The organism is Terriglobus sp. YAF25, from assembly GCF_052113305.1.
Taxonomy (GTDB): domain Bacteria; phylum Acidobacteriota; class Terriglobia; order Terriglobales; family Acidobacteriaceae; genus Terriglobus.
The window spans coordinates 1-2,701 of record NZ_JBFRCY010000649.1; the positions used below are offsets into that span (position 1 = coordinate 1).

2 protein-coding genes are annotated in these 2,701 nt (G+C 58.1%); both read left to right on the forward strand.

Annotated elements, in window-relative coordinates; genetic code table 11:
- Nucleotides 1–1,303, forward strand: a 1,303-nt coding sequence (locus AB4043_RS21765; RefSeq protein ID WP_442308068.1) for a Gfo/Idh/MocA family protein, incomplete at its 5' end; no start/stop codon positions are given.
- A complete protein-coding gene (locus AB4043_RS21770; RefSeq protein ID WP_442308069.1) occupies nucleotides 1,296–2,279 on the forward strand; it encodes a PmoA family protein in 984 nt (327 codons plus the stop codon). The genes AB4043_RS21765 and AB4043_RS21770, both read left to right, overlap by 8 nt.
- Nucleotides 2,280–2,701 lie beyond the last annotated feature (422 nt).

Sequence of the window (2,701 nt, forward strand, 5' to 3'; positions counted from 1 at the left end):
GCTTGCTACCTCTGCGCTCTCGATGAACGCCCGCAGCTATGCTGCCGTTGTCGGAGCCAACGACCGTGTCCGCACCGCCGTTGTCGGCTGCGGCGACCGTATGCGGCAGGCTCTGATTCCTGCCTTTGAGGCCTGTAAGCAGGAGAACAACTTCGAGTTCGTCGCGGTATCTGACATCTGGTCGATGCGCCGCGAATCGGGTCAGGCGTTGCTAAAGAAGCTCTCCGGCGGAGACATCGCGATCTGCCGTAATAACGACGAGCTCTACTCGCGCAAGGATGTAGACGCGGTTCTGATTGCAACCGCCGACTTCCAGCACGCGCAGCACGGCATCGAAGCAGTGAAGGCCGGCCGCGATGCCTACTGCGAAAAGCCGACGGCGGACATGCTGTCAGACGCTCGCGATCTGCTGAAGGCCGTGAAAGAGAGTGGACGGGTCTTCCAGGTGGGTACGCAGCGCCGGTCGACGCCCGCGTATCAGAAGGCGTACGAGTACATCCGCTCCGGTAAGTTCGGCGACATCAACATGGTGGAGATGACGTGGAACGTCAATCAGCCGGGGCGCTGGCGCCGTCCTGACGTAGTGCCGTTGCTGAAAGAGGAAGACACGGATTGGAAGCGCTACCTGCTGAACCGTCCGTATGAACCGTTCGATGCACGTAAGTATCTCGAGTTCCGTCTCTTCTGGCCGTTCTCCTCGGGCATTCCCGACCAGTGGCTGGTGCACCAGATCGATACTGTGCACTGGTTCTCCGGACATCCGCATCCGCGCTCGGTGGTTGCCAACGGAGGTATCTATCAGTGGCACGACGGCCGCCGCAACTGGGATACGTTTACGGCAGTCTTCGACTACGGCCCGCTGGATGATCCGAAGAAGGGCTTCCAGGTGATGTACTCGTCGCGCCAGACGAATTCGGCCGGCGGTATTAAGGAGATTTACTACTCCAACGGCGGCAGCCTGAACATGGATACGCAGGAAGTAACGCCGGATGGCGGCCTCACCACGAAGGCGGCCGCGGAGATGAAGATGCAGCCGAACCAACTGCCGAAGTTCTCGCTGGCCGAGAAGGCAGAGAAGGTTTCGACCGATGCCAACACCGGCGGCGACCCGATGACGACGGCGAACATGCATAACTGGATGGAGTGCGTGCGTAGCCGTAAGACTCCGAACGCCAGCATTGAGGCCGGTTATTCGCACTCGATCGCTCTGTGCATGTGCATTGCGGCCATGCAGACCGGGCAGAAGGTGACCTTCAACGACAAGACGCAGCAGATCATCGCCGGAGGCAAGGTCTATGCGTAAGTTGTTGGCAGCGGCTATGGTACTGCTTCCACTTACTTCGGTTGCGCAGATGGTAAAAGTAACTCCGGTAGAGAGCGAGCGCCGCATCGATATCACCATCGACGGCAAGCCCTTCACCAGCTATATGTGGCCCACCACGCTGGAGAAGCCGGTGCTGTATCCGCTGAAGCCGCAGAAGAACGAGCGTACAGACCATCCGCATCACGCTGGTCTGTGGTTCAACTACGGCAATGTCAACGGATTCGACTTCTGGAATAACTCTGACGCTATCAAGCCCGAGCAGAAGCCGAAGATGGGCTCGGTGCATCACACCAAGGTCGTGAGCACGCACAGCGGCCAGGGCAAGGGTGACCTCACGGTCGAGTCCGTCTGGACCAATGGAGCGGGACAGGATGTACTGCGGGAGACGACGCAGTATGTCTTCGGTGTGAAGAACGGTGTCCGCTACATTGACCGCATCGGCAAGCTGACCGCGCTGGAGAAGATCACCTTCAACGACGACAAGGAAGGCGTGCTGGGCATCCGCGTGGCGCGCTGGCTCGAGTCGCCGACGGAGAAGGGCGGCACCTTCCTGGACGCCAGCGGCAATCCGACGCAGGTGGCTGCCGTGGATAACTCCATCGCGACGGGTKTATATCTGACCAGCGAAGGCATCGAGGGCGACAAGGTGTGGTCGACCCGCGGTCGCTGGTGCTTGCTGGCCGGGCATACTCCTGAGGGTAAGAAGGAAGCGATTGCCATCATCGATAACCCCAAGAATCCGGGATATCCCACTTACTGGCATGCACGCGGCTACGGGCTGTTTGCGGCGAATCCGCTGGGAGCGCATATCTTCAATCCGAAGGCGGAGCCGTTCAATTACACGGTAGAGAAGGGAAAGACCGTCACCTTTACGTATCGTGTGTTGCTCTCATCCTCGCCTCTAACCTCGGATGAGATGAACCACGARGCAGATGCATTTGCGAAACAGTACTAAATAGGGTGTGTCGACATATTCGAAAATGGTCGCGCCATGCGCGACCATTTTCGTTTGTCATTTCGTAACGACCAACGGGAGTGGAGAAATCTGCTTCTTCTCCTGGGACATCGGCAGAATCTCCGAGCCACAACTTCCGTTGCTCATTCTTCGCAACGACGTCGCGAAGGATGAGGTCCCGGCGAACTTGTTCGCCGGGGTGTAGCGTGGGGTATCACGCTGTGCGCGGCGGTCTTTTTGTTTGTCATTTCGAAGCGACCCCCGGAAGCGAAGAAGTCCGCTTCTCTATCCATACTTTCATTTGGTTCCGAGAATCCCTCCTATCGGCGCTGGCTATATTCCTGAGAGGAGGGCTATAGAGTCTGTGTGAGTGAGGGATCTTCTCTTTGTTGAGTGGGCCTTAGTTGCTGGATTTCTTTGTG